Here is a 19,232-nt window from a genome sequence, read left to right as displayed (position 1 = left end):
GTAGCGCAGGCATAGGGTTTCCCGGATTGCATCCGGGCTACGGACTGAAAAGCCCCTCTCCCCAGCCCTCTCCCGCTTGCGGGAGAGGGGGTGGGGGTGGGGGAGAGGGCCGATGTAGCTCGGATGCAATCCGGGAGCAGCAACACAGAATTCTTCGAGGCAACCATGAGCAACACGACCCTTCACAAACTGGCCCTGCGCGCTGCGCCTTGGGCCTTGCCGCTGGGGCTGCTGGCCGCCTGGCAACTGGCGGTGGCCAGCGGTTGGCTGTCCAGTCGCATCCTGCCGGCGCCCAGCGCCGTGCTCGCCGCCGGCTGGCAGTTGCTGGCCTCCGGCGAAATCTGGCAGCACCTGGCGATCAGTGGTCAGCGCGCCGCTATAGGCTTTGTCATTGGCGGCGGTATCGGCCTGCTGCTGGGCTTTATCACTGGCCTGTCGAAATGGGGCGAGCGCTTTCTCGACAGCTCGGTGCAGATGATCCGCAACGTGCCGCACCTGGCGCTGATTCCGCTGGTGATCCTCTGGTTCGGCATCGACGAGGCGGCCAAGGTGTTCCTGGTCGCGCTCGGCACGCTGTTCCCGATCTACCTCAACACCTACCACGGCATCCGCAACGTCGATCCGGCGCTGGTGGAGATGGCGCGCAGCTATGGCCTGTCCGGCTTCGCGCTGTTCCGTCAGGTGATCCTGCCCGGCGCGCTGCCCTCGATCCTGGTCGGTGTGCGTTTCGCCCTCGGTTTCATGTGGCTGACCCTGATCGTCGCGGAGACCATTTCCGCCAGCAGCGGCATCGGCTACCTGGCGATGAACGCCCGTGAGTTCCTGCAGACCGACGTGGTGGTGCTGGCGATCCTGCTCTATGCGGTGCTCGGCAAGCTGGCTGATGTCGCCGCAAGAGGGCTGGAGCGTGTGTGGCTGCGTTGGCATCCGGCCTATCAGGCCAAGGCAGGTGGGCAATGACCGCATTGCATAGCATTCGCCAGGGCATCCCCTTGGTCATCGAGAAAATCGAGAAGTCCTTTGGCGAGCGTCAGGTGCTCAAGAGCATCGATTTGCACATTCCCGCTGGTCAGTTCGTGGCTGTGGTCGGTCGCAGTGGCTGCGGCAAGAGCACGCTGCTGCGCCTGCTGGCCGGCCTGGATCAGCCCAGCGGCGGCCAGTTGATGGCCGGCAGCGGCTCGCTCAACGCGGTGCGCGAGGACATTCGCCTGATGTTCCAGGATTCGCGCCTGCTGCCCTGGAAGCGGGTGATCGACAACGTCGGCCTGGGCCTTTCCGGCGACTGGCGCAGGCAGGCGGAAGAGGCCCTGGCGGCGGTTGGCTTGGCGGATCGCGCTCATGAGTGGCCGGCGGCGCTGTCCGGCGGGCAAAAGCAGCGCGTGGCCCTGGCCCGTGCACTGATCCATCGGCCGCGCCTGCTGCTGCTCGACGAGCCGCTGGGCGCGCTGGATGCGCTGACTCGTATCGAGATGCAGCAACTGATCGAACGGCTGTGGCAGCAGCATGGCTTCACCGTGCTGCTGGTCACCCACGACGTCGCCGAGGCGGTAGCCGTAGCGGATCGGGTGATCCTCATCGAGGACGGCCAGATCGGTCTCGACCTCGACGTGCAACTGGTACGTCCGCGTCCACATGGTTCGCCGCTGCTGGCGGCACTGGAAGCGCGCGTGCTCGACCGGGTACTGGCGCAGCCTGAATTACCCATACCACCGGAACCCGTATCACCCCTGCCCACGCAATTGCGTTGGGCGCTTTGACGCCGTAGCCCGGAGGCAATCCGGGTGCGGTTCGAGAATTCCCCGGATTGCATCCGGGCTACCTGTAAAACGACCTGAGGAGAAACACCATGACCATCAAAGCCATCAACGTACGCAACCAGTTCAAGGGCAACATCAAGGAAATCGTCATCGGCGACGTGCTGTCGGAAATCGACGTGCAGACCGCTGCCGGCATCGTCACGTCGGTGATCACCACCCGCTCCGTGCGCGAACTGGAACTGCAGGTGGGCAGCGAAGTGATCGCCTTCGTCAAATCCACCGAAGTGTCCATCGCCAAACTCTGATCGGCGAATGATGGCTCCCTCGCGTCAGCGTGGGAGCCCAAGCCCTGGCGCTCTGGTGCTGCACCAGCATCTGACGCAGAGCGTCTCTGGATGCATTCCCACGCGGAGCGTGAGGAATGAGCAAAGGGTAGTTGCCTGAGCAGCCTCGGCGACGAGTGCTGCATGGCGTTTTTAACGTCGAATGGGCTTTTGTTATAAGAAGTAAATAAAAAGATATTTTTCAGCTATATGATTTTTCTGCAGAATTGCGCCATCAAATAGCCTGCCTGCAGGTTCCTCTCTCGATAAGAAGGACGCCATAGATGCTGAAGAAGATCGTTCTGGCCACCGTGGCCAGCGCCACCCTGCTGACTGGCTCGCTGAGCCATGCTGCCGCCGACACGCCATTCCACAACGCCTCCTACGACATCGCCCGCGAACTGTTCGGCGAGATCAACCCGCTGTTCGTCGAGCACTGGAAGCAGCAGAGCGGCAAGGAAGTGAAGATCATCCAGTCCTTCGCCGGCAGCTCGCGCCAGGCGCAGGACATCATCCAGGGCAAGAAGGTCGACGTGGTCACCTTCAACCAGGTTTCCGACGTGGACATCCTGGCCAAGCGCGGTCTGCTGCGTGAAGACTGGGCCAAGCAGTTCCCCAACAACGCCTCGCCGTACTACAGCACCACGGCCTTTCTGGTGCGCGAAGGCAACCCGAAGAACATCAAGAGCTGGGACGACCTGATTCGCGATGACGTGAAGCTGGTATTCCCCAACCCGAAAACCTCCGGCAACGCCCGCTACAGCTACCTGGGCGCCTGGCTGTTCGCCAACGAGAAATTCAACGGCGACCAGGAGAAGGTCAAAGCCTTCGTCGGCAAGCTGCTGAAGAACGTCGAGAACTTCCCCACCGGCGGCCGTGGTGCCACCGTGGCCTTCGCCCAGAACGGCCAGGGCGACGTGCTGCTGACCTTCGAATCGGAAGTGATCAACATCGCCAAGGGCGACGAGTTCAAATCCGCCAACCTGGAAATCGTGGTACCGGAAGTCAGCGTGCTGGCCGAATTCCCGGTGGCCATCGTCGACAAGGTGGCTGACGAGCGCGGCACCCGCGAGCAAGCCAAAGCCTTCCTCGACTTCCAGTACAGCAAGGACATCCAGCAACTGCTGACCCGCTACAACTACCGTGTGCACAACCCGGAAGTGGTCGAGGCGACCAAGGCCCAGTTCGCGCCGGTGCGTCTGATCAACCCGAACGAGATCCTCGGTAGCTGGGATGACATCACCGCCAAGCACTTCGACAACGGTGGTATTCTTGATCAGCTTCTCGCAGAGGGTCGCTGATAGCGGCGCTCTGGCGTAGGGCGGGTGCAACCCGCCAGCCATGAGTGAGAGCATCGTAATGGTCCGTTGGCCGCCTTATTGGCGGCCAACTGCATTTGTAGAGCCGAGCTTTTCGTGAGTAAACCGACGCTGTTCTTCCTGCAGACCCCGCTGCTGCCTGGCTTCGGCCTGAGCTTCGGCGTCAGTGTGCTGTACCTCTCGCTGGTGATCCTGCTGCCGCTGTCGGCGCTGCTGCTGTACGTCAGCGACATGACCTGGGCGCAGTACTGGTTCGCCATCAGCGATCCGCGCGTGGTGCAGACCTACAAGGTGACCATCTCGGCGGCGTTCTACTCGACCCTGGCGGTGCTGGTGATCGGCCTGCTGCTGGCCTGGATCATCACCCGCTACGACTTCCCTGGCCGGCGTATGGTCGATGCGCTGATCGACCTGCCTTTCGCCCTGCCGACCTCGGTAGCCGGTCTGACCCTGGCCGCGCTGCTCGTGCCCAATGGTTGGATCGGCCAGTGGTTGGGCTTCAAGGTGGCCTATGTCTACGCCGGTATCGTGGTGGCGATGGTGTTCACCAGCATCCCCTTTGTGGTGCGCACCGTGCAGCCGGTGTTGCAGGATCTCGGCTCGGAATACGAAGAGGCCGCGCGCACCCTCGGCGCCAGCCGTGTGCAGACCTTCCGCAAGGTGATCCTGCCGACCCTGGCGCCGGCACTGGTCACCGGTGGCTCGCAGGCGTTCATTCGCAGCCTCGGCGAGTTCGGCGCGGTGATCATGATCGCCGGCAACATTCCCTATAAGACAGAGGTCAGCTCGCTGATGATTTTCGTCCGTCTGCAGGAATTCAATTACCCGGCGGCGGCGGCCATCGCTTCGGTGATCCTGCTCGCGTCGCTGGCTCTTCTGTTCCTCCTGCAGGTCGTGCAGGGGCGTCTGTTCGCATGGCAACGGCAAGGTCGATGAAAAAGCCCCAAGATTGGCGCCAGTGGGCGCTGGTAATCCTCGGTCTCCTGTTCGTGGCGCTGATTCTGCTGGTGCCGCTGGCGCTGATCTTCAGCAAGGCGCTGGCCGGCGGGCTGGGCCTGCTGTGGAGCAACCTCGGCGAGGACTACATGCTCCACGCCATTGGTCTGACCCTGCTGGTGGCAGCGATCACCGTGCCGCTGAACCTGTGCTTCGGCATCTGCCTGGCCTGGTGCGTGACCCATTACGACTTCCGCGGGCGCAAGCTGCTGACCACGCTGATCGACATCCCTTACGCGGTGTCGCCGGTGGTCGCTGGTCTTTGCTATCTGGTGGTGTACGGCCTGGAAAGCTTCATCGGCCGCTGGTTCTACGATAACGGCATGCAACTGATGTTCGCCTGGCCGGGCATCGTCATGGTCACCGTGTTCGTCACCGCGCCCTACGTGGCGCGCATCCTGATTCCGGTGATGCAGGCCCAGGGCCAGGACGAGGAAGCCGCCGCCATGTGCCTGGGCGCCAGCGGCTGGCAGATCTTCCGCCGCATCAGCTTGCCGAAGATCAAGTGGGCACTGCTGTACGGCGTGGTGGTGACCAACGCGCGCGCGGTCGGTGAGTTCGGCGCGGTGTCGGTGGTGTCCGGCACCATCATCAACCAGACCCTGACCCTGCCGCTGTTGGTCGATCAGCTCAACAACGACTACAAGCCCGCCGCCGCCTTCACCGCTGCAGGCCTGCTGGCCTGCATGGCGCTGCTTACGCTGTTTCTCAAGACCTTCATGGAGTGGCGCCAGCGTCGTCTGATGCAACGCGCCGAAGCGTGATCGGGGTGGCATTGGCGGGTGACACTCCGCTATAGCCTTTATGACCATCGCGGCTGAAGCCGCTCCTACGGAGTGTGGTGCTGGTGTAGGAGCGGCTTTAGCCGCGATGCTCTTCCGAGGCCGCTATCTGCACCTGATTGCGCCCGCTGTGCTTGGCAGCGTATAGAGCCTTGTCCGCACGTTCACGCAGTTGCTCGGCGTCGCTGTTGACGTCGGTGCCGGCGATACCGGCGCTGAGGGTCACGGAAAACTCTCCGCCGTCGGCGATGAAACGCAGCTCGGCGAAGCGCTGGCGAATCTCGTCGACGATCAGGCGTGCCTGCTCCGGCGTGCAGTCCGGCAATACGGCGAGAAATTCCTCGCCACCGTAGCGACCCAGGCTGTCGACGCGGCGCAGGCGCTGGCGCAGCAGGTTGGCCAGGGCGCGGATGACGTTGTCGCCAGCGGCATGACCGTGTTCGTCATTGACCCGCTTGAAGTGGTCGATATCCAGCATCACCACACTGGCGCGGTCACCGCTGCGCAAAGCGCGCTCCAGTTCGATGGCCACCTGTTCCTTGATATCTGCGTGCTTGAGCAGGCCGGTAAGGCTGTCGCGCGCCAGGGCGTCGGAGAGTAGGCGTGCGCGCTGAGCGCGGGAGAACACGGTGGCGACCAGGGCGTTGTCGGATATGGGTTTGGTGACGAAATCGTCGCCGGCCTTGATCAGCGCGTTCATCTGCTTGCCGATATCGGTTTCTGCTGACAGGTAGATGATCGGGATGCGCAGCCAGTCGTCGTTGCAGCGGATGATCTGCGCCAGCTCGGGGCCAGTGCAGTGCGGCATGTTGACGTCGAGCAGCACCACCTCCGGGTTGAAGTCGCGCAGGTGGGCGAAGATGCGCGCCGGCTCGCTGAGTATCTCCACCAGCATGCCGGCATCGCGCAGCACCAGGCTGTAGCGGCTGGCCAGGTCATGGTCATCGTCGGCTATCAGTACGCGGTAGGGCTCACCGCTCTGCTGCGAGAAGCAACGTTCGAGACGGCTTTCCAGCTGTGGAATGTCCACCGGCTTGCTGAACAGGCCCATGGCGCCCGCGCGCACGGCATGCAGCTGGGTGGCGAAGTCGTCCTGCTGGTCGGTGAGCACCAGCAGCGGTAGAGGCTCGTCCAGGCGATCACGCAGCTGGTGGGCATAATCCAGGCCGCAACTGGCCTCGCCGGGCAGTTTCGCGTCGATGATCAGCGCATCGGGTAACTGCTGTTGCAGTGCGGTGTCGAGGCTGGCGATGGAATTGAAGTGCTCGGCGCGGTAGCCGAAGTTGCTCAGCGTCTGGCGCATGTTTTCGCCGACGGCCGCTTCGCCTTCGAGAATGTAAATGGTGCGGCTGTCGTCCTCCTGGCGTGGCAGCTTGCGCGCCTTGCCTGCCGGTTCGGCGGGGGGGCCGGCGCTGACCGGTTGCTCGCCGAGTACCTGCAAGGCAGCGACGAACTCGTTGAGGCTCTGTTGTTGCCGCAGCAGGCGCTCCATCCAGCGTTCGGCGTGCTGCTCCAGATCGCGCGCCTGCTGGCCGAGCTGGCTGAAGCCGAAGGTGCCGGCGCTGCCGGCCAGGCGATGCAACTGATGACGCAGCTCCTGCAGCAGGCGCTTGCGCTCGGTTTCATTGGCATCCAGCAGTTGTCCAGCCTGTTGTGCCAGTTGCGGCAGTTCCTGGTTCAAGCGTTCGCTGAATTGCTGGCCAAGCTGTTGCAGGTGTTGCTGCAGCGCCTGAGGGACGGCACTGCCTTCGTGTTTATCCATGGCGTTGGTTCCAGATCTGCCGCACCTGGGCGGCGAGCTGCATCGGGTCGAACGGTTTGATGATCACGCCATGAGCACCGAGGCTGAGGTAGTGGGCGACTTCGTCGGGCTGCACCTTGGCGGTCATGAAGGCCACCGGAATGTGTGTGGTGTCGACCAGTTGACCAATCAGCTCCAGGGTCTTGGGTCCATCCATGCCGGGCATCATCACGTCGAGCAGAATGAAGTCGGGCGCGAAGCCCTGCACTTGGTCGAGCGCCTCCTGGCCACTGGCGCAGCTCAGCACCTGAAAGCCGCCGACGGCCTCCAGCGCGACCTTGGCCACGGCCTGGATCGACGGGTCGTCCTCGACATGCAGGATGCGCTTGAGCTCAGTCATGACGGTCTCCCCGGCCGTTGGCTGTTTCTGCAGTGTGGTACAGCTTTGTAGCCTTGCGCAGGGTTCATGTCTCGTTTTCATCGACGCGCGGCAGTTCGAACCAGAAGGTCGCGCCCTGACCAGGTAGCGAGCTGAAACCGATACGCCCATGCATGCGTTCGATGATCTCCTTGCAGATCGCCAGGCCCAGGCCGGTACCGCCTTTCTGCCGGGTGTCGCCAGAGTCGGCCTGGGAGAACTTGGCGAAGATGCGCGAATGGAACGCCGCGGGTATACCCGGCCCCTGATCGCGCACGTTGACCCGCAGCCTGTCGCCCGCTGCTTCCAGGCCGACCTGCACCACGGCCCCAGGCGGTGAGAACTTGGCGGCGTTGGACAACAGGTTGGCCAGCACCTGGGCCAGGCGCTGGGCATCGACTCGTACTTCGGCGTCGTGCTCGGCATGCAGTTCGAGGCGCACCTGATGCTGGTCGGCATACGGCTGGTTATGCAGCAGTGCCAATTCCAGCAATGGTTTGAGGGGCCTGCGCTGGAGGTCGAAATGCATCTTGCCGGCAACCAGTTTTTCCATGTCCAGCAGGTCATTGATCAGTGCGCTCAGGCGCTGGCTGTTGGCCTCGGCGATGCTCAGCATGTGCGCCATGGGTGGTGGTACGGTGCCGAGTGCACCGCCGTTGATCAGACCCAGCGAGCCGGCGATAGCGGTCAGTGGCGTGCGCAGTTCATGGCTGACGGTGGAAACGAACTCGTTCTTCATCTGCTCGATGCGTTTGCGTTCGGCGATGTCGCGGATCACCGCGATGAAGCGCACCTGACCCTGGTGACTGATCTGCGACATCGCCAACTCCACGGGGAAGCGTTCGCCGCCCTGGCGCAGACCTTCCATCTCACGAATCTGGTCACTGGCGCAGCCTTGGCGCAGGGTGTCGTTGGCCATGCTCGGGATTAGCTTGGCGATGCTCTGGCCGGCGACGTCGGCCTGGCGGTAGGCAAAGATGCGTTCGGCTGCGTGGTTGAAGGTTTCGATCTGACCCTGGTCGTCGAGGGTGACGATGGCGTCGATGACGTTGTCGAGCAGGGTGCGCAGGTAATGCTCGCGTTCGCGAATCGCGCGCTCGGCGGCGACCCGGTCGCTGAAGTCCTGGATCTGCGCGACCAGGTGCACGGGCTGGCCCTGGGTGTTGCGCACCAGCGCGCTGCTGAGCAGCACCCAGAGCACCTGGCCCTGTTTGTCCAGATAACGCTTTTCCATCTGATAGGCGCTGATGCGCCCGGCCAGCAGATCGTCGACGTTGCGCAGGTCGGCGTCGAGATCGTCCGGGTGGGTGATGTGCTGGAAGTCGAGGGCGAGCATTTCCTCGCGGCTGTAGCCGAGCATGCGGCACAGCTCGTCGTTGACCTCCAGCCAGCGCCCGTCGATAGCCACCAGTGCCATGCCTTGTGGCGCCGTGGCGAAGGCGCTGCTGAACAGTTGCTGGCTCAGGCGCAGTTCGTCCTCCATCACCTTGCGTTCGCTGATGTCCCAGATGAACCCGTCGATCCACACCAGGCGGCCCTGGGCGTCGTACTCGCCACGGCCTTTCTCGCGTACCCAGACACTGTGACCGTCGGCATGGCGTAGGCGGTAGGTCAGTTCGAGCACCTCGTGCCGGGCGATGCTGTCGTTGGCCCGGTAGGTGATGGGCAGGTCGTCCGGGTGCACGATGCTGGAGAAGCTGCGCACGCGATTGTCGATGAAGTCGCTGGGTGGGTAGCCTGTCAGGCTGAAGATCTCGTCGCTGATGTAACGCATGCTCCAGTCGCTGTCGTTGGCGCAGCGATAGACCACGCCGGGCAGGTTGGCGACCAGGCCACGGAAGCGACTTTCGCTCTGCTGCAGTGCGCGAGTGGCTTGCTGCAGGGCGCTGATGTCGCTGGCGATGCCGAGAAAGCCGGTGATCTGGCCGCTGGAGTCGAAGATGGCATTGGTGGTGAGGTTGACCAAGCGCTGGCTGCCGTCCTTGTGCAGGTACGTCCACTGGCGGGTTTCCGACTCGCCATTGCGTACGTTGTGAGTGAAGACCTGGAAGCCGCTGACCGGATGTCCGCAACTGATGCTGAGCTGCTGGGCCCGAGCATCAATTTCACTGGGCAGATGGAAGCGTTCGGGCGTCATCTGACCGATCACGGCGTCGCTGCTATAGCCCAGTAGACGCTCTGCACCAGAGTTGAAGAGGGTGATCAGGCCGTTCGGGTCGGTGGCGATGATGGCAACGCCGCTGGCCGAATCCAGCACGGTCTGCAGGAACGCTCGCGCCTCGATCACCGCATCCTCACGCTGCCGCGCCGCGCTGATGTCCGTGTGGGTGCCATACATCAGCAGCGGTCGACCTTGCTCGTCGCGGCTGGAGAGGCGCCCGCGCACCTGTACCCACAGCCAGCGGCCATCTCGGTGCTGCATGCGTATCTGCCGATCGTAGAAGGCTATCTCGCCAGCGAAGTGGCGTCGCAGTATGCGTTCGCTGGGCTCGCGATCATCCGGGTGACAGAAGTGCTTCCAGGTTTCGACACTGGTGGGCTGCAGCTCTTCGAGTCGGTAGCCGAGCATCTGCGCCCAGCGTTCGTTGAACACGGTGGCGCCGCTCTGTACGTTCCACTCCCAGGTGCCGACGTCGGTGCCTTCGATGATGCTGGCCAGGCGCTCGAGCAGGTTTTGCCGCGCTTGCTGCTGTTGTTCGCGCTCCAGGGTAGCGCCGACCCAGCGAGCGAACAGGCGCAGGAATTCGCGTTCGTTCTCGTCGAACTGGTGGTCACGTGGATGCTGGTCGCAGAAGGCCAGGGTGCCGACCCGGCGACCATCGACCCAGATCGCCGTGCCGATGTAGCTTTCCAGGGTGAAGCGGGCGTAGCAGGCGTGTTCGCGGTAGGGCGAACTGGCCATGTGCTCGATGCAGAGGATGTCGTCCTGGGCGTAGGTCAGGCTGCAATAGGTTTCACCGAGGGCGAAGGTCTGGCCGTCTTCGAGCTGCGTGTCAGGGCAGACCTGGACCAGTACGCGGTAGTGATCGGCGTCGATCATGCCGATCACACCGAGCGGCATATCGAAGTACTTGGCGCCCATGCGCAGCGCTTCGCGCAGTTGCTCCTTGCCGCTTAGGCTCGATAGTGCGGAAATCTCGTTGAGGGCGTGCAGCGCGCTTTGCTGGCGCTGCATCAGACGCTGGGTGCTGCGACGTGTCGTGCGCAGGAGGATCATCAGTAGGGCTTCGGCGCCGCACCAGGCCAGTATCCACTTCACCACCAGCCAGCGTTTGTCGTGCTCATGCACGGCATACAGCTCGCTGACGTCACGCCAGGTCAGTACCGTGGCCATGGCTGGCGCGCCGGGTTGTGGTGAGCTCGCCATCGACAGCTGGCTGAGCAGGTAATGTTGCCCGCCATCTTCCAGCAGGCGCTGGCTGTTGCCTGCACTGGGCGAGGGCAGTAGACCCGCTTGCAGCCAGGTCTGCGCCTGTGGGCGAGACTGTTGAATCAGGCGCCAGGCCGGTGCGCTAGCGTCCTGTGCGTCCGACTCGGGCATTGCATTGAGCAGCAGGGCGATGCCGGCGCCGAGGTCCTGGTCGAGCTGGGGCAGGTCGTTGAGCACATCTATCGCCACGCTGATGGCGCCCACCTGGCGTTGGCCTTCGCGGCTGTCGACCCGCAATGGGGCGGCGGCGCGAATACCGATGCTGTCCTGGGTGAGCGTAAGCTCTGCGTGGCTGTCGCCGCTGCGCTGGGTGTCCAGCAGCAATGGGCGCATGGCCTCTTGGGTATCGCCAAAGCGCGCGGGGTCATGCACCCGCAGCAGGATGCGTGCGTCATTCTGCATATGAACGTAGAGGCGGAACGGGCGGTGCAGCTGCATGTTGCGCCAACGCGGCGCCAGGCGGGTGTAGAGCTGGTTGCGGATGCTGGTCAGGTCGCTGGGGTCATCCTCGGGCAGGACCGCAGCCTGACGCACCAGATCGGTCACCCAGGCGTCGGCGGCGATGGCCTCGGCCAGCAGTTGTGCACGTTCACGCAGGCCATGTTGAAAGCTCTGCAGTGCCAGACGCTGCGCCTCGGCCTGCTTGTTCATCTGCAGCTGCCACAGCGCCTCTCGTTCGTGCAGCGCCTGGTGCCCGAGAAAAGCGAAGAACAACGCCAGGCACAGGCTGCCGCCGACCACGATCCAGCGAATGGAAATCGGCCTGGGGCTGCCGGTCATCGTGCGCTTGTCCGGGCCAGGCCGGCGAGACGCCTAAGACGTGCAATCTCCTGCGTCTCGGCGCCCAGCAACTCGGCGCAGGCCAGGCGCATCACCACTGTGTCACGTCGGGTATTGCCAGGGGGCAGGGCGTAGCAGGCGCCGATCAGCTCGCGCAGTGCTATAGGTAAGCGCCAGTGTGCCTTGAGGCGATTGGCCAGTTGGCTGCTATGGCGCTGCAGGGCGGTTTCCAGGGTCGGCTCGTCCAGCTCTCGGCCGGCACTGCGCCAGCGTTGTGCCTGATCCAGCAGGGCCAGCTCGCCCATGCGCTGGAGTAGAGCGGCGCTGTGCAGTGGCGCCGGGTCGACCCGGCTGCTGCGCGCCAGCTCACCGATACGCTGGCGCAGGCGCAGGGCGTGAACGAAGTGTTCATCGCCGTGGCGTTGCAGCTCTGGGTCGCTCAGCACCGCCTGCGGCCTCAAGGCGAGGCCTTGAATCAGGTTGACGGCAGTGGCCTGACCGAGGCGTTGCACGGCCTCGCTGAGGCTGACGCAGGGCTGCCCGGCGCTGTTGTAGTTACTGCTGTTGGCCGCTGCGATCAACCGCGCATGGACGGCAGGGTCGTTCTGCCAAAGGTCGCCGAGCTGCTGCAGATTGTCGAAGGGGGGCGGCATGTCGCGCAAGCGCTGGTGCAGGGATTCACGCAGGGGCAGTTCGAGGGCGTCATCGGCCAGCGTTTCCAGATGCAGGAGGAAGTCGCCGACAGTGTCGATTTCACCGGCGATGGTCTGGGCATTCACCAGGAGCGGCTGCAGGCTGGCGATCACCTTGGGCACCTGGAAGGGCTTGCTGATGAAGGCTCTGATATTCAACGGACGGATGGTCAGTACGCTGTCGCGGTCGGCGCGGGCCGTGACCATGACCAGAGGAATGTCCTTGCTGCGCTGGCGCACCACCTCCAGCAATTGGGTGCCGTTGCCGTCCGGCAGATGCCAGTCGGCTATGACCAGTTGGGCGGCTTGCCGTTTCCAGGCCGCGAGGGCATCGGCGACGCGGCTCTGGCAGTCGACCTGGGCGCCAGGGCACAAGCTGAGGACGATCTGTTTGAGCAGGTCGGCTATCCAGGGATCGTCTTCGAGAATCAGCACGCGCATGCTCAGTTCCTGGTACTGGGATGGCTGTCCTTCGCATCGCCCGTGTTGTCGGGGTCAACGGATTTGCTGGCTACAGGCTGTGGACGACCGAAGTGATAGCCCTGTCCATAATTGCAGCCTAGCTCACGCAGGAAGTCGGCCTGAGCCCGTTGCTCGATACCCTCGGCGAGCACTTTGAGACCCAGGCTCTTGCCGAGTGCGATCACCGCTCGGGCGATGGCGGCGTCTTCGGCGTCATCGGGTAGGCCGCGCACGAAGCTCTGGTCGAGCTTGAGCTTGTCCACTGGCAGGCGCTTGAGGCGTGCGAGCGAGCTGTAGCCGGTGCCGAAGTCGTCGATGGCCAGGCGTACGCCGAGCGCGCGAAGGCTGATGAGCAGTTTCTGTGCTGCGTCCGGGTCTTCCATGATCGCGCTTTCGGTCACTTCCAACTCCAGCTGCTCGGGCGGCAGGCCGGTTTGCGTCAGCACGCTGGCGACTTTCTGGGCGAGCTCGCCACGGCTGAACAGACGGCTGGAGATGTTCACCGCAACGAAACTCAGCGTGTTGCCCTCGCCATTCCAGCGCATCATCTGCTGACAGGCCTGCTCCAGCACCCAGGCGTCGATAGCGCCGATCATGCCGTTGTCCTCGGCAATCGGGATGAACTCCCCCGGTGCGACCAGCCCGCGTTGCGGATGCTGCCAGCGCACTAGGGCCTCCATGCCGACCTGACGCCCGTCACGCAGGTCATGCAGCGGCTGGTAGTACACGCGTAGCTCATCATTATCCAGGGCATGGCGCAGGCTGCTGGCCAGTTCCACGCGCTGACGGGCGTAGTCGGTCAGCTCCTGCTCGTAGAAGGCGTAGCCCTCGCGACCGCTGCTCTTGGCCTTGAACAGCGCCGAGTCGGCGTTGCGCAGCACTTGCTCGACACTGTCGGCATCCTCGGGGAACAGGCTGATGCCGATGCTGGCACCGATATAGAGCTCGTGGTCATTGAGGCGAAAGGGTGTTTCCAGGCTGCGCAGCAGGCATTGTGCAAGCTCAGCTGCCTGGGCGGCTTCAGCGCAGTTTTCGCTGAGCAAGCCGAATTCGTCGCCACCTAAGCGGGCCAAGGTGCAGCCGTTAGGCAAATTCTGCAGAAGACGCTCACCAACGCCCTTGAGCAGCAGATCGCCGACGTTGTGGCCGAGGCTCTCGTTGATGTGCTTGAAGTGATCCAGGTCGATCAGCAGCACCGCACCGCGCAGTTCTTCGATCTTGCTGCGCTCCAGTGCGTGGGCGACGCGCTCGGTGAACAGCAGGCGGTTGGGCAGGTTGCTCAGCGGATCATGGTGGGCCAGATAGTCCAGCTCGCGCTGCGAGCGTTTGAGTGCGGTGATGTCGGAGAATACCGCCACGTAGTGGCTGACTCGCCCCTGTTCATCGTGGATCACACGGATGCACTGCCACTGTGGGTAGATTTCTCCACTCTTGCGGCGGTTCCACACTTCACCGCTCCAGGCGCCGCGATTCTGCAGGGCATGCCACAGGCTCTGGTAGAAGGCGGTGTCATGACGCCCGGACTTGAGTAGGTTGGGGTGCTGGCCGAGGATTTCCTCGCTGCTGTAGCCGGTGATGCGGCTGAAGGCCGGGTTGACGTGCACGATGTTTTGCTCGGCATCGGTAACCAGTACGCCTTCCTGGGTGGCGTCGAACACTGCCGCCGCCTGGCGCAGGCTGTCGTCGATGGCGCGCTGCTGGGTGATGTCGCTGGCGATACCGATGAAACGCTGTGGCTGACCATTTTCGTCACGCAGCAGGCGGCCGCGCGAGTGAATCCAGCGATAGCTGCCGTCGGCGTGGCGCAGGCGGTAGATGTTTTCGTAGGGTTGGTCGTTCAGTTCGGCATTGAGTGCATGCAGCGCGCGCTCCATGTCATCCGGATGCAGGCGCGATGCCCAGTCTTCGCGAGTATCGCCCAGCGCTTGCGGGGTGAGGCCGAGGAGCCTGGCGTAGCCTTCGGAGAAGAACACCTTGCGTCTGGAAACATCCCAATCCCATAGCCCGTCGCGCGTGGCATCCAGTGCCAGGCGCAGGCGTTCCTCGTTTCCTGCCAGTGCCAGACGTGCGCGGCGATACTGGCGAGCGTGACGGTGCAGCACCAGGTACAGCAGCGCGCTGGTGAGCACCACGAAGAACAGCCCTTTGAGCGATTGCAGGCGTTCCTGCTGCGCTGCGGAAAGGCCCAGTGCGGTGAGCAGTTGGTCGCTCAATAGTATCCACAGGCCGGCCAGCAGCAGATAACCCAGAGTCAGACGCAAGGCGGCGGTGTCGATACGCATGGGTGGGCAACTACGCTCCTTGTAAAGGTTGATCAGTATAGATGGAGGGCGTGCTGAAACATTCTTATCTAAAAGACCAACTGGTTTTCTGGCATGGGTCAGGGATAATGCAATCAGGTTCGTCCTTGTAGGACAAACCGTGTTCCCCCTTCAAGAGGCAACAGCGCCCATGTGGTACAACGGTTTACTCGACCTCTCGGTCTGGCAGCTGGTGGCTGCGACTCTGCTGATGACACACGTGACCATCGTCAGCGTGACAGTCTATCTGCACCGCTACTCTGCGCATCGTGCACTGGAACTGCACCCCGCGCTCAAGCATTTCTTCCGTTTCTGGCTGTGGTTGAGCACTGGCCAGAACACCCGCGAGTGGACCGCGATTCACCGCAAGCATCACGCCAAGTGTGAAACCGTCGATGATCCGCACAGCCCGGTCATCAAGGGGCTGAGCACCGTGTTGCGCAAAGGCGCTGAACTCTACCAGGAAGAGGCCAAGAACCAGGAAACGCTGCGTATCTATGGCAAGAACTGCCCGGATGACTGGATCGAGCGCAACGTTTACAGCCGCTACCCGATTGGCGGTGTGACCTTGATGGCGATCATCGACCTGGCCTTGTTTGGCGTACTGGGTATGACCGTCTGGGCGATCCAGATGATGTGGATTCCGGTATGGGCTGCAGGCGTCATCAACGGCCTTGGCCATGCCGTCGGCTATCGCAACTTCGAATGCCGCGACGCCGCTACCAACCTGGTGCCCTGGGGCATCATCATTGGCGGTGAGGAACTGCACAACAACCACCACACCTACCCCAACAGCGCCAAGCTGTCGGTGAAGAAGTGGGAGTTCGACATGGGCTGGGCCTGGATCAAGCTGTTCAGCTTCCTCGGCCTGGCGCAGGTGCAGCGCGTGGCGCCCATTGCTCACCGCGTGGAGGGCAAGGGCCATCTCGATATGGACACTGCCATGGCCATCCTCAACAACCGCTTTCAGATCATGGCGCAGTACCGCAAGCTGGTCATCGCGCCACTGGTCAAGCAGGAAGTTGCCAAGGCCGATGAGTCCGTTCGTCACCTTTTCCGTCGTGCCAAGCGCCTGCTGTCGCGTGAACCGAGCCTGCTGGAAGAGCAGCATCATGCGCACATCGCCGACATGTTGGCGCAGAGCCAGGCACTCAAGGTGATCTACGAGAAACGCCTGGCGCTGCAGCAAATCTGGGTCAAGACCAGCAGCAACGGCCACGACATGCTCGAAGCCATGAAGCAGTGGGTGCACGAGGCCGAGGCCAGCGGCATCCAGTCGCTGCGTGAGTTTGCCGAGCAGCTCAAGACCTACTCGCTGCGACCGTCCAGCGCGACGGCCTGACCGCCGCTCGTTACAAGCGAAGGCCCGCCGAACTGGCGGGCCTTTGTGTTTGTCCAATAGCTCGCACTATGCTCATTTCAATGCGAGGCGAAGGACGGATGGCCGCTGTAATGGACGATCAGGGCAACGCTGTTTCCGAGTTGGAAGAACTCACCTTGGCGCTACTGCACAGTCGTGCCGAAGTGGAGCGCCTGGGCGCGCGCGAACAGCTTTTCAGCAGCCTGCTTGGCAGCGTCAATGCCGTGCTCTGGGCGTTCGACTGGGGCGAGCAGCGGATGATCTACGTTAGCCCGGCCTACGAACGAATCTTCGGGCGCTCTGCCGCGCTGCTGCTGGCCGATTACGGTGAGTGGCGTAACAGCATTTACCCGGACGATCTCGACTACGCGGCTGAAAGCCTGGCCAAGGTGCTGGAAACCGGCGCTGTTGAGTCTCGCGAGTACCGCATCATCCGTGCCGACGGGCAACTGCGCTGGCTCAGCGACAAATGCTTCGTCAGCCCCCGTCCGGGAGCGGAGCGGAGCAGTGTGATCGTCGGCATCGCCGAAGACATCACTGAGAAAAAGCGCCTGGAGGGTGAGCTGCACCGCCTGGCCACCACCGATGTGCTTACCCAGAGCAGTAACCGGCGGCACTTCTTTGAATGTGCCCGCCGCGAGTTTGAGCACGCGCGCCAGTTTGGCAGCCCGCTGGCATTCCTGTTGCTCGACCTCGACGACTTCAAGAAGATCAATGATCAGTACGGCCACCAGATCGGTGATCAGGTTCTGCAGCGTCTGGCGCATTGCGGCAGCAACGCGCTGCGTCGTGGCGATCTGTTCGGTCGTATTGGTGGTGAGGAGTTCGCCGCGCTGTTCCCGGGCTGTGAGCCGGATGTGGCCTTGCAAGTGGCCGAACGACTGCAGCGTGAGGTGCAACGCCTCGGCTTTCAACACGAGGGTGTCAGCTTCGGCATCACCGTCAGCCAGGGGCTTACCAGTTTGTTGGCCACTGACCTCAGTCTCGATGTGCTTTACGCACGCGCCGATGCAGCCATGTATGCGGCCAAGCGCCAGGGCAAGAATCAAATCGTGTTGGGATGATGGTTGGCGATTTTCCGCCTGAGAGCGAGTTCTCATGCGCGGAAAATTGCCGATCAGGTATCGTCATCGACTAGCCTCCTCTCTGTCGAAAAAATGTAACCTACTGTTCTAGAGGGCTTGTGCGCTAGCTTTGCCAAGCTGGCGCGCTATCTGCATACGCCCCGTCAGATGCCGGCCAGGATGTCGGCGCACAATAACAACGACGAGAGAGCACTCACCCATGCACCACTCTGCCCGCCTCATTTCGGTCGCGCCATTGCGTTCGCCGTTGTTCTGTTCTTCCTGAGTTTTTTACGCACCCATTCGAGCCCGGCTTCTGCCGTGTCCTGGCTCGCGGGTGCGTATGCCCTATTCGTTCCGGCCTGCCTCTTCGTGCCGAAGTCTGCGCCGGACGATGCGTCACCTTAAACACACTGGAGAGAAACATAATGAGAAAGACCTCCCTGGCACTGGCCGTAGCCGCCAGCACCCTGGGCCTGAGCCAAGTTGCCTTCGCCGATTTCATCGGTGACAGCAAAGCCAGCTTGACCATGCGCAATTTCTACTTCGACCAGAACACCAAGAACACCGCCAACAATAATGGTGAGGCCAGCGAGTGGGGCCAGGGCTTCATTCTCAACTACACCTCTGGCTTTACCGAGGGTACCGTGGGCTTCGGCGTTGATGCCGTTGGCATGCTGGGTGTGCGTCTGGACGGTGGTGGTCGTGCAACCAAGACCGGCCGTGACCGTACTCCGGGCCAGCTGTTCCCGCTGGAAACCGATGGTAGCGCCGTTGATGACTTCAGCAAGGCTGGCGCGACCGCCAAGGTTCGCATCTCCAAGACCGAGGGTCGCATCGGTACCCTGATGCCGAAACTGCCGATCCTGGTATCCAACGACGGTCGTTTGCTGCCGCAGATGTTCGAAGGGGGCATGATCACCTCCAACGAGATCGACAACCTGACGCTGACCGCTGGCCAGATTGAGCACGCCGTTAGCCGTGCGTCGAGCAACAGCACCGGCTTGTCCGTCGCTGGCGGCAGCGAGGCTAGCAACAAGTTCTACTTCGCTGGCGGTGACTGGAAGATCAACAGCGATCTGACTGCGCAGTACTACTACGCCAATCTGGAAGACTATTACAAGCAACACTTTGCCGGTCTGGGTCATAACCTGGCGCTGGGCGAAGGTAGCCTGAAGACCGACCTGCGTTACTTCCGTACTTCTTCCGACGGCAAGAACGGCAAGGAAGCGGGTTACTCCGTAGGTGGTTACACCCGCAATGGTGACGGCAAGATCGACAACAACACCTGGAGTGCTGCCTTCACCTACAGCCTGGGTAGCCATGCCGTTATGCTCGGCCATCAGCGTGTTTCCGAGGACAGCAACTTCGTGCAACTGAACCAAGGTGGCATTGAAGGTTCTGGTGGTGCCAGCGTGTATCTGCTGACTGACCGTTTGGTGAACAGCTTCACCCGTGCTGGTGAGCGTACGACCTTTGGTCAGTACAGCTATGACTTCGCCAGTATTGGTGCTCCGGGCCTGAAGGCTTCTGTCGCCTACCTCAAGGGCACCAACATCAAGACCACTGGTAGCGATGCCAAAGAGTGGGAGCGCGATGTCGCTCTGGATTATGTGTTCCAGGATGGCGCTCTCAAGGGGCTCGGCCTGGGTTGGCGTTATGGCGTGCTGCGTGGTAACACCACCACCGCCGACGCTGACCAGAACCGTCTGATCGTCAGCTACACCCTGCCGCTGATGTAAGACGAGAGGTTTTCGGGAGGCCGGTAAGGTCTGATGTCCCGAGGCTAAACAAAAATGCCCGTATCC

14 protein-coding genes are annotated in these 19,232 nt (G+C 62.6%); 9 read left to right on the top strand and 5 right to left on the bottom strand.

The window, feature by feature from the left end; translation table 11 throughout:
• Window positions 1–165 precede the first annotated feature (165 nt).
• The 6 genes from ssuC (at window position 166) to cysW (ending at window position 5,159) form a co-directional block, all read left to right on the top strand.
• Window positions 166–960: an aliphatic sulfonate ABC transporter permease SsuC gene (gene ssuC / locus BM059_RS14710; RefSeq protein ID WP_037002304.1), complete on the top strand. Its 795-nt coding sequence runs from the start codon at window positions 166–168 to the stop codon at window positions 958–960.
• Window positions 957–1,757 carry an aliphatic sulfonates ABC transporter ATP-binding protein gene (gene ssuB, locus BM059_RS14705; RefSeq protein WP_074939536.1) on the top strand — a complete coding sequence of 267 codons (801 nt, stop codon included), beginning with the start codon at window positions 957–959 and terminating at the stop codon, window positions 1,755–1,757. Before ssuC ends, ssuB begins: the two co-directional genes overlap by 4 nt.
• Window positions 1,758–1,846: 89 nt before the next feature.
• Window positions 1,847–2,062 carry a TOBE domain-containing protein gene (locus BM059_RS14700; protein WP_003464423.1) on the top strand — a complete coding sequence of 72 codons (216 nt, stop codon included), beginning with the start codon at window positions 1,847–1,849 and terminating at the stop codon, window positions 2,060–2,062.
• Between the two features lie 302 nt (window positions 2,063–2,364).
• A complete protein-coding gene (gene cysP / locus BM059_RS14695; protein WP_037002308.1) occupies window positions 2,365–3,381 on the top strand; it encodes a thiosulfate ABC transporter substrate-binding protein CysP in 1,017 nt (338 codons plus the stop codon).
• A 114-nt stretch (window positions 3,382–3,495) separates the two neighbouring features.
• The gene (gene cysT / locus BM059_RS14690) at window positions 3,496–4,335 is read left to right on the top strand and encodes a sulfate ABC transporter permease subunit CysT (protein WP_074939534.1); all 840 of its coding nucleotides are present in this window, start codon (window positions 3,496–3,498) and stop codon (window positions 4,333–4,335) included.
• Window positions 4,332–5,159, top strand: coding sequence for a sulfate ABC transporter permease subunit CysW (gene cysW / locus BM059_RS14685; RefSeq protein ID WP_037002310.1), 828 nt, complete (start codon window positions 4,332–4,334; stop codon window positions 5,157–5,159). Before cysT ends, cysW begins: the two co-directional genes overlap by 4 nt.
• 97 nt (window positions 5,160–5,256) lie before the next feature.
• Here cysW and BM059_RS14680 read toward each other — a convergent pair whose 3' ends face one another.
• The 5 genes from BM059_RS14680 to dibA form a co-directional block, all read right to left on the bottom strand.
• Window positions 5,257–6,939: a diguanylate cyclase domain-containing protein gene (locus BM059_RS14680; RefSeq protein ID WP_037002312.1), complete on the bottom strand. Its 1,683-nt coding sequence runs from the start codon at window positions 6,937–6,939 to the stop codon at window positions 5,257–5,259.
• Entirely contained in the window at window positions 6,932–7,318 is a 387-nt protein-coding gene (locus tag BM059_RS14675) for a response regulator (RefSeq protein ID WP_074939533.1), read from the bottom strand. The genes BM059_RS14680 and BM059_RS14675 overlap by 8 nt, the downstream gene beginning before the upstream one ends.
• Before the next feature lie 64 nt (window positions 7,319–7,382).
• A complete protein-coding gene (locus tag BM059_RS14670; protein ID WP_074939531.1) occupies window positions 7,383–11,546 on the bottom strand; it encodes a PAS domain S-box protein in 4,164 nt (1,387 codons plus the stop codon).
• Entirely contained in the window at window positions 11,543–12,679 is a 1,137-nt protein-coding gene (locus BM059_RS14665; protein WP_074939530.1) for an HDOD domain-containing protein, read from the bottom strand. Before BM059_RS14665 ends, BM059_RS14670 begins: the two co-directional genes overlap by 4 nt.
• A gap of 2 nt (window positions 12,680–12,681) precedes the next feature.
• On the bottom strand, window positions 12,682–14,982 hold the full coding sequence (gene dibA, locus BM059_RS14660) for a phosphodiesterase DibA (protein ID WP_074939528.1): 2,301 nt from the start codon (window positions 14,980–14,982) through the stop codon (window positions 12,682–12,684).
• A gap of 169 nt (window positions 14,983–15,151) precedes the next feature.
• Between dibA and desA the strand changes: the two genes are divergently transcribed.
• The 3 genes from desA (at window position 15,152) to BM059_RS14645 (ending at window position 19,166) form a co-directional block, all read left to right on the top strand.
• Window positions 15,152–16,342 carry a delta-9 fatty acid desaturase DesA gene (gene desA, locus BM059_RS14655; protein ID WP_037003854.1) on the top strand — a complete coding sequence of 397 codons (1,191 nt, stop codon included), beginning with the start codon at window positions 15,152–15,154 and terminating at the stop codon, window positions 16,340–16,342.
• A gap of 110 nt (window positions 16,343–16,452) precedes the next feature.
• Window positions 16,453–17,424, top strand: a complete 972-nt coding sequence (locus BM059_RS14650; RefSeq protein ID WP_074939527.1) for a GGDEF domain-containing protein — start codon at window positions 16,453–16,455, stop codon at window positions 17,422–17,424.
• A 428-nt stretch (window positions 17,425–17,852) separates the two neighbouring features.
• Complete coding sequence (locus BM059_RS14645; protein WP_074939526.1) at window positions 17,853–19,166, top strand: OprD family porin; 1,314 nt, start codon at window positions 17,853–17,855, stop codon at window positions 19,164–19,166.
• The last annotated feature ends 66 nt before the right edge of the window (window positions 19,167–19,232 follow it).

The sequence above is a fragment of the Ectopseudomonas composti genome, from assembly GCF_900115475.1.
Taxonomy (GTDB): domain Bacteria; phylum Pseudomonadota; class Gammaproteobacteria; order Pseudomonadales; family Pseudomonadaceae; genus Aquipseudomonas; species Aquipseudomonas composti.
This window is presented reverse-complemented; position numbering and strand designations above follow the sequence as displayed.

Coding starts and splice junctions, on each gene's coding strand:
- ssuC (WP_037002304.1), top strand. CDS start 166: ATGAGCAACACGACCCTTCACAAACTGGCCCTGCGCGCTGCGCCTTGG.
- ssuB (WP_074939536.1), top strand. CDS start 957: ATGACCGCATTGCATAGCATTCGCCAGGGCATCCCCTTGGTCATCGAG.
- BM059_RS14700 (WP_003464423.1), top strand. CDS start 1,847: ATGACCATCAAAGCCATCAACGTACGCAACCAGTTCAAGGGCAACATC.
- cysP (WP_037002308.1), top strand. CDS start 2,365: ATGCTGAAGAAGATCGTTCTGGCCACCGTGGCCAGCGCCACCCTGCTG.
- cysW (WP_037002310.1), top strand. CDS start 4,332: ATGAAAAAGCCCCAAGATTGGCGCCAGTGGGCGCTGGTAATCCTCGGT.
- BM059_RS14680 (WP_037002312.1), bottom strand. CDS start 6,939: ATGGATAAACACGAAGGCAGTGCCGTCCCTCAGGCGCTGCAGCAACAC.
- BM059_RS14675 (WP_074939533.1), bottom strand. CDS start 7,318: ATGACTGAGCTCAAGCGCATCCTGCATGTCGAGGACGACCCGTCGATC.
- BM059_RS14670 (WP_074939531.1), bottom strand. CDS start 11,546: ATGACCGGCAGCCCCAGGCCGATTTCCATTCGCTGGATCGTGGTCGGC.
- BM059_RS14665 (WP_074939530.1), bottom strand. CDS start 12,679: ATGCGCGTGCTGATTCTCGAAGACGATCCCTGGATAGCCGACCTGCTC.
- dibA (WP_074939528.1), bottom strand. CDS start 14,982: ATGCGTATCGACACCGCCGCCTTGCGTCTGACTCTGGGTTATCTGCTG.
- desA (WP_037003854.1), top strand. CDS start 15,152: ATGTGGTACAACGGTTTACTCGACCTCTCGGTCTGGCAGCTGGTGGCT.
- BM059_RS14650 (WP_074939527.1), top strand. CDS start 16,453: ATGGACGATCAGGGCAACGCTGTTTCCGAGTTGGAAGAACTCACCTTG.
- BM059_RS14645 (WP_074939526.1), top strand. CDS start 17,853: ATGAGAAAGACCTCCCTGGCACTGGCCGTAGCCGCCAGCACCCTGGGC.